This window comes from Edwardsiella piscicida, from assembly GCF_001896205.1.
GTDB classification, from domain to species: Bacteria; Pseudomonadota; Gammaproteobacteria; order Enterobacterales; family Enterobacteriaceae; genus Edwardsiella; species Edwardsiella piscicida.
The window spans coordinates 1,847,175-1,853,174 of sequence record NZ_MPNU01000001.1; the positions used below are offsets into that span (position 1 = coordinate 1,847,175).

Annotated in this window: 7 protein-coding genes; all 7 read left to right on the plus strand. The window is 60.1% G+C overall.

Going from position 1 to position 6,000, the window contains the following annotated elements; all coding sequences use genetic code 11:
* The first annotated feature begins 200 nt into the window (after positions 1 to 200).
* Positions 201 to 1,202 carry a hypothetical protein gene (locus BRD58_RS08570; protein ID WP_073382325.1) on the plus strand — a complete coding sequence of 334 codons (1,002 nt, stop codon included), beginning with the start codon at positions 201 to 203 and terminating at the stop codon, positions 1,200 to 1,202.
* 17 nt (positions 1,203 to 1,219) lie between these two features.
* Positions 1,220 to 2,458, plus strand: a complete 1,239-nt coding sequence (locus BRD58_RS08575) for a N4-gp56 family major capsid protein (RefSeq protein WP_069578572.1) — start codon at positions 1,220 to 1,222, stop codon at positions 2,456 to 2,458.
* Positions 2,459 to 2,516: 58 nt separating this feature from the next.
* Positions 2,517 to 2,912 (plus strand): hypothetical protein, encoded by a 396-nt coding sequence (locus BRD58_RS08580; RefSeq protein WP_073382329.1) that lies wholly within the window; start codon positions 2,517 to 2,519, stop codon positions 2,910 to 2,912.
* Between the two features lie 41 nt (positions 2,913 to 2,953).
* Complete coding sequence (locus BRD58_RS08585) at positions 2,954 to 3,397, plus strand: hypothetical protein (RefSeq protein ID WP_073382334.1); 444 nt, start codon at positions 2,954 to 2,956, stop codon at positions 3,395 to 3,397.
* Between the two features lie 65 nt (positions 3,398 to 3,462).
* Positions 3,463 to 3,978, plus strand: coding sequence for a hypothetical protein (locus BRD58_RS08590; RefSeq protein WP_236721582.1), 516 nt, complete (start codon positions 3,463 to 3,465; stop codon positions 3,976 to 3,978).
* Positions 3,978 to 4,640, plus strand: coding sequence for a phage adaptor protein (locus tag BRD58_RS08595; RefSeq protein ID WP_073382343.1), 663 nt, complete (start codon positions 3,978 to 3,980; stop codon positions 4,638 to 4,640). The genes BRD58_RS08590 and BRD58_RS08595 overlap by 1 nt, the downstream gene beginning before the upstream one ends.
* A partial coding sequence (locus BRD58_RS08600; RefSeq protein WP_173790610.1) for a prophage tail fiber N-terminal domain-containing protein occupies positions 4,637 to 6,000 on the plus strand: 1,364 nt, incomplete at its 3' end. The genes BRD58_RS08595 and BRD58_RS08600, both read left to right, overlap by 4 nt.

Below are 6,000 nucleotides of genomic sequence, written 5' to 3' on the forward strand. Positions count from 1 at the left end.
TATGTTCGTAGCCATATCTTGCAGAGTACAGCGCTTTATTGGCATGTCGATAAACAATAATTTCAAGTATTTCATTTAAAACTAATGAGTTGCACACGCCGCAAAGGGCTCTGTTATCGCAGAGCCCTTTTTCGCATGGGCAGCGACACGCCTTTTTCTGTTTCGGATCTATCCGACAAATAGACAGGCAGGAGAACAATATGGACATCGATGATGCAGATATCGCCGGGAAAACGCCGGACGAGCTGGAGGCATTACTGGCACAGGCCGCGGGCAATGAGGACGACGCCTCGGTAAGCGAGGGCGACCCGGATCCGGCGATCGCACCGGACACGCCGGCGCCCGCAGAGGATGCGGCGCCTGAGGCGGCGTCGGTATCCCCCGCCGAAGAGGGGACGCCGGACGCCGCGGTCACCGATCCCGCCGCTAAAGTGGTACTGGGTAAGGATGGCGTACACCATATTCCCTACGATGTACTGCAGGCCGCCAGGGAGCAGGCGCGCCGTAGCGCGCAGTCGGCGCAGTCCGTTGCCGAGGAGAACGCGGCGCTGAAGCGCACGCTGACGCTGCTGCAGCAGCAGGTGAGCCGGGCAGGGATGCAGCCGGTCACCCTCCCGGAAGAGACGCAGATCAGCACCGAGCAGTTGGATAAGGTCCGTGCGGATTTCCCGGAGCTGGCGGAGATGTTCGAGCAGGTGGTTAACCAGGTGAACTACCTGAATGCGCGGGCGAAGCCGAGCCCCGCGGAGGAGGATGGCGAGATCAACCCGGTGCTGGAGGCGATTGCGCGCAATCCCGATCTGGCACAGTGGTTCGATAATGACATCGATCGACGCGATTTCGCCATTACGGTGGATGAGCGTCTGAAAACCGATCCTGCCTGGCAAGACCAAACCCTGGATGTGCGTTTCGCTGAGGCCGCTCGACGTACCAAGGTCGCGTTTGGCGATCCGGACGTAGCCGAGGCCGGGCCCTCAGCAGAATCGCTAAAAAAACAGGCGGAGGAGAAGCTGGCCGCGGCGGCCGCGACGCTCAGCGTCCCCTCTTCGCCATCGGATGTGGGACAGCCGGTAACCCAGTCACCGCAGTCGGTGCTGGATAAGGCAGCCAATGCCAGTGATGGTGAACTGCTGGCCATGATGGCCGGAATGAGTGAGAGCCAGATCGAGGCATTGTTGTCACAGGCCGGTGAGGCGTTTTAACCGGGACAGGAAAAACCATGACGACCATTACCAAAGCCCAAGCGAACAAGCTGTTGCAGGTGGCGCTGTTTACCGCCGCCAACCGCAACCGTTCGTTTGTCAACGTGCTGACGGAGCAGTCCGAGGCACCGAAGCAGGTCATGCCCGATAAAAAGGGGGTGAGCCAAACCAGCTATACCGCGCCGGTGGTGCGGGTAACCGATTTAACCAAGACCAAAGGGGACTCGGTGGATATGCAGGTGATCCACAAGCTGTCCAAACGTCCGACCATGGGAGACCAGAAGCTGGAAGGGCGCGGAGAGAACCTGCAATTTGCCGACTTTGCGCTGAGCATCGATCAGGGGCGGCACATTGTGGATGCCGGCGGAAAAATGTCACAGCAGCGCTTTAAGCACGATCTGCGCAGTGCGTCGCGCCGTCTGCTCGGCACCTATTTTAACGATCTGCAGGACCAGTGTGCCGTGGTACATCTGGCTGGCGCCCGCGGGGATTTTATGGCGGACGACATTATTCTGCCGTCCGCCGACCATCCGGAGTTTGCGCGGATCATGGTTAACGAGGTCACGCCGCCGACCTACGATCGCCATTTTTTCTCCGGTGATGCGACCTCCTTTGAGCTGTTGGATGCGGCGGATCTGTTCAGCCTGGCGACGGTAGACAATATCGCCCTCTACCTGGATGAGATGGCGCACCCGCTGCAGCCGGTTAGGCTGTCGCGCGATGAGCTAAAGGATGAGGATCCCTACTTTGTCCTGTATGTGACCCCGCGCCAGTGGAACGACTGGTATACCTCTACCGACGGTAAGGATTGGCAGGCGATGATGACCCGGGCGGTACAGCGCTCAAAAGGGTTCGATCACCCGCTGTTCAAGGGGGAGTGTGCCATGTGGCGCAATATCCTGGTGCGCAAGTATGGCGGTATGCCGATCCGGTTCTACCCGGGGGCTCGCGTTCAGGTCTCTGCCAATGATGATGTGGCCTCGGTAAGGACGCTGCAGGCCAATACGGCGATTGACCGGGCGATTTTACTGGGGGGACAGGCGCTGGCCAGTGCCTGGGGGATTGGCGACGGCGGCGGATTCTTTGGCTATCACGAGGAGCGTACCGACCATGACAACGGGCGGGAGATCTCTATTCGTTGGATCAACGGGCTGAAGAAAATCCGCTTTAGGCAGAAAAATGGCCGCGTGCAGGATCACGGTGTGATGGTGGTGGATTCGGCCGTCAGCGGTGACCGGCTGAATAATCCGGGGTGATGTTTTCTCCATGTGGCGTTAGGCAGGCTGCGGCCTGCCATTTTTTTAGGAGTGAATAATGAAAGAGATTAATGCCCCATCAATGCATGACCGGATCTACCAGGGGGCGTTGGGCAATGAGTCCATCGCCGAGAGTGCGGTGACGCTGAATAATCTGGTCAAAGACGACCAGATCCGGCTGTTTGAGCTCCCGCCGGGTATGCGTATTAATGCGCTACAGATCTGTGGCCACGGGCTTAGCGCAGAGAAAACGCTGACGTTCGATATCCTGTCTCCCGCCTCACTCGCTATTGAGCTATTGAGTCTGCCCTTAACGGAGAGGGTATCGGGCGTTTATCCCGTGGCGCCATTGACCACGCCTGAACAGGGAGGAACGCTGGTGCTGAAGGTCGAGAGTGGACCGGTGAGCGGCACGCTGAGTGTACTGGTGCGCTATAGCGTGATCGGATATTAAGTCAATGGGCCCTGCGGGGCCTTTCTCTTTTGGGAGTGAATATGTCTGAGCAAGTTGCAGTGGTCTATATCGGCCCCAAAGTCGAGAAGCGCGATACGGTTACCGGCAGCCGGCTGGTCTTTCCACGTCATATTGCGGTTTCTGTGGATGCCTCGGTCGCATACCAGCTGCTGGCGTTTCCCAGCGTTTTTATTCCGGCAGAAAAACTGGAGGCGTTTTTAGTCGAATCGCAGGAAAAACGCGAGGAGAAACAGCAGGCGTTGCTGGCCGCTCAGGCGCAGGTACGCCTGCAGGCCGAACAGCAGAGCTTTGCGCTGGAGATCGAGGGTACGATCGTCGATATTTCAAAATTTACCGTGGCGCAGCTGATCACGCTGGCGGAGGCGCAGGAGCTGGGGGTGCAGAAAGGCGCTCAGGAAAAGGCGGATGTGTTCCGCGCCCGGGTACGTGATGCGTACCGGGAAAAAACGGCGGTACCAGGCTGATGGCGCGGGCTGATCTCTTTTTGCCAGCGATACGCCGGGGGATTGACGGGCCGTTGGAGATAATGATGCGTGAGGCGCTCCTGAGTGCGGCGATCCGGTTTTGCCGAGCGTCGCTGGTCAGTCGGGAGACGCTGCAATTTGGGGCGAGTCCGGCGGGGGCGTCGCTGTCGCTGGCGCCGGCGGAGAGGACGCTGGCGTTCAGCCGCGTACTGTCGGTGACATCCTGGCAGCCGCCCGATATCGGCAGTGCGCTGTGGCCAGGCGTGGATTTCACCGTAGAGGCGGACCAGCTGCACTTGTTGTGCCCGGCAGCGGCGCTGCGCGTGCGTATCGCGACCGAGCCTGTGCCGGGTACCACCGATATCCCCGATGCGCTAGTGGCCTATCAGGAGGCGCTGGCCGCGGGTGCCCTGATGCAGCTGTATATGATGGCGGACAAGCCCTGGAGCGATGCTCAGCGCGCCGACTATTACCGGCTCCGTTTTGTCGATGGTTATCGGGAGGCGTTTCAACGCAGTACCGAGAACGTACCGGATGAGACGGGGTTTCATAATCCAACGCGCCGACACCCCTTTTACTGATGACGACGATTGCCGATGTGATAGGCCGGGTGAATACCCAGCTGAAGGATACCCTGTGGGCGCGCTGGCCGTTGGCCGAGCTGTGCGACTATTTCAATGATGCGGTACGCGCCATTTTACTGGTACGCCCAGAGGCTGGCGCCCACGTAACACAGCTTCACTGCGTTGCGGGTACGCAGCAGCGATTGCCCGCCGGCGTTTTTCGACTGCTGGAGATTGTACGGGTCCATGAGGGGCGGGCGCTGTTACCCGTTCCGCGTGAGGTATTGGATACCCAGTATCCTGACTGGCACCGGCTCACGGGGCCCGTAGAGCGCTACTGCTACAGCGATCGGACCCCGCTGATTTATTACCTGTTCCCCGGCGCAGAGGCGGTGTTGACGCTGGATGCGGTGGTATGCCGCATTCCTGCCGCCGTGAGCATCGCTACCTTGCAGGATGATGCGGCGCATCAGGCGGTACCGCTGGATCCGGCCTATATCAATCCGCTCATTGACTGGATGCTGTACCGTGCTTTCAGCAAAGACAACGAGGGGGGCGCCAACGTGGCGCTGGCGATGCAGCATTACCAGGTATTCGCCGAGCAACTGGGGAGTAAACAGCGGGCCGACGCCATACTCCGCCAGCAGCTGCGCGTGAGGTATACGGGAGGAGAGCTTTGAATATATTGATTTCCGGGGCATTACACGATCCGACCGGTAAAGCGGTATCCGGAGCCCAGATCACCCTGACCGCCACCGCGAATAGCCCTCGGGTGTTGCGCGGCTTTACCTGCAGTACCGTCTCCGCGCGTGATGGACACTATGCGTTTGAGCTCGCGCCGGGAAGCTATGCCGTCAGCGTGGCCCATCAGGGGCGCAATTTTGTTTACGGCGCGGTGACGCTGGCTGATGACGCGGCACCCTCATCGTTAAATGCGTTGTTACAGCAGCAGGTGATGGAGCAGGAGGTGACGCCGGAGGTCATACTCTACTTTCGCCAGATCCAGCGTAAGGTGTCTGACGATGTCGTTATCATGCAGCATCTACAGCAGGATAGCGGTCAGGCCGCTCATGCTGCGCAGGAGAGCCAGCGACAGGCACAGGCGTCGGCCACCGACGCCGCCGAAAGTATGCGGCAGGCAGCGGCCCATAGTCTGGTGGCCGAGCAGGCCGCAGACATGGCGGCGGATCATGCTCACGCCACGCAGGAGAGTCAGCGACAGGCGCAGGCGGCGGAGAGGGCGGCCGCAGGAAGTGAACAGCGGACGTTGGCTCACCGCAGCGCCACCGAGCAGGCGGCGGAAAACGCAGCCGTACGGACGGTCGCTGCCGCGGCTGATGGTTTGCGTGAGGAGCGTGAGCGGACGGTATCGGCCAGGGTGCAGGCTGAACGTGCGGCGGAAAGTGCCGCTCAGTCTTCGCAGCAGGCTGGCGTCTGGGCTCAGGATGCGCAGGCGGCGGCCGATAGCTCTCAGCATATCGAGCTGGCGGTCAAGCAGGCTAGGGATGATACGGTGCGCTATGCCGCAGAGGTGCAGGAGAATACCCGCCAGACGGTGTTATCTGCCCAGCAGGCTAAGGAAGATACGGATACCGGCCTGCTGGTGGCACAGGATATTGCCCGTCAGGTGGAAGAGGTCAATGTCGCCGTGAGCCGCGTGTCTGAGGAGGTCACGTATGTTGAACAGGCGGTAGCGCAAGCGGTAGACAAGGCGTCGGTAGATAGCCCGGTTTTTACCGGAACACCGTTGGCGCCGACGCCGAGCGAGGCGGCGATAGGGCAGGAGATTGCCACGGCGGCGTTTGTATTGGCGCAGGTCAGCAAGCTGATCAACGCATCACCGGCGGCCCTGGACACGCTGCAGGAGCTGGCCGCGGCACTCGGTAACGATCCCAATTTTTCATCAACGGTGATGAGGATGATTGGCCAAAAGCTGGATGCGGCGCAGAACGGGGCGGATATTCCGAATAAGGCTCGTTTTCTGCAGAATATTGGCATCGTCGAGGCGACGACCACGCGCAAAGGCATCGTGCAGTTGAG

Excerpts from the sequence above, each read along its gene's own strand:
- BRD58_RS08570 (WP_073382325.1), top strand. The coding sequence starts at position 201 with ATGGACATCGATGATGCAGATATCGCCGGGAAAACGCCGGACGAGCTG.
- BRD58_RS08575 (WP_069578572.1), top strand. The coding sequence starts at position 1,220 with ATGACGACCATTACCAAAGCCCAAGCGAACAAGCTGTTGCAGGTGGCG.
- BRD58_RS08580 (WP_073382329.1), top strand. The coding sequence starts at position 2,517 with ATGAAAGAGATTAATGCCCCATCAATGCATGACCGGATCTACCAGGGG.
- BRD58_RS08585 (WP_073382334.1), top strand. The coding sequence starts at position 2,954 with ATGTCTGAGCAAGTTGCAGTGGTCTATATCGGCCCCAAAGTCGAGAAG.
- BRD58_RS08590 (WP_236721582.1), top strand. The coding sequence starts at position 3,463 with ATGCGTGAGGCGCTCCTGAGTGCGGCGATCCGGTTTTGCCGAGCGTCG.
- BRD58_RS08595 (WP_073382343.1), top strand. The coding sequence starts at position 3,978 with ATGACGACGATTGCCGATGTGATAGGCCGGGTGAATACCCAGCTGAAG.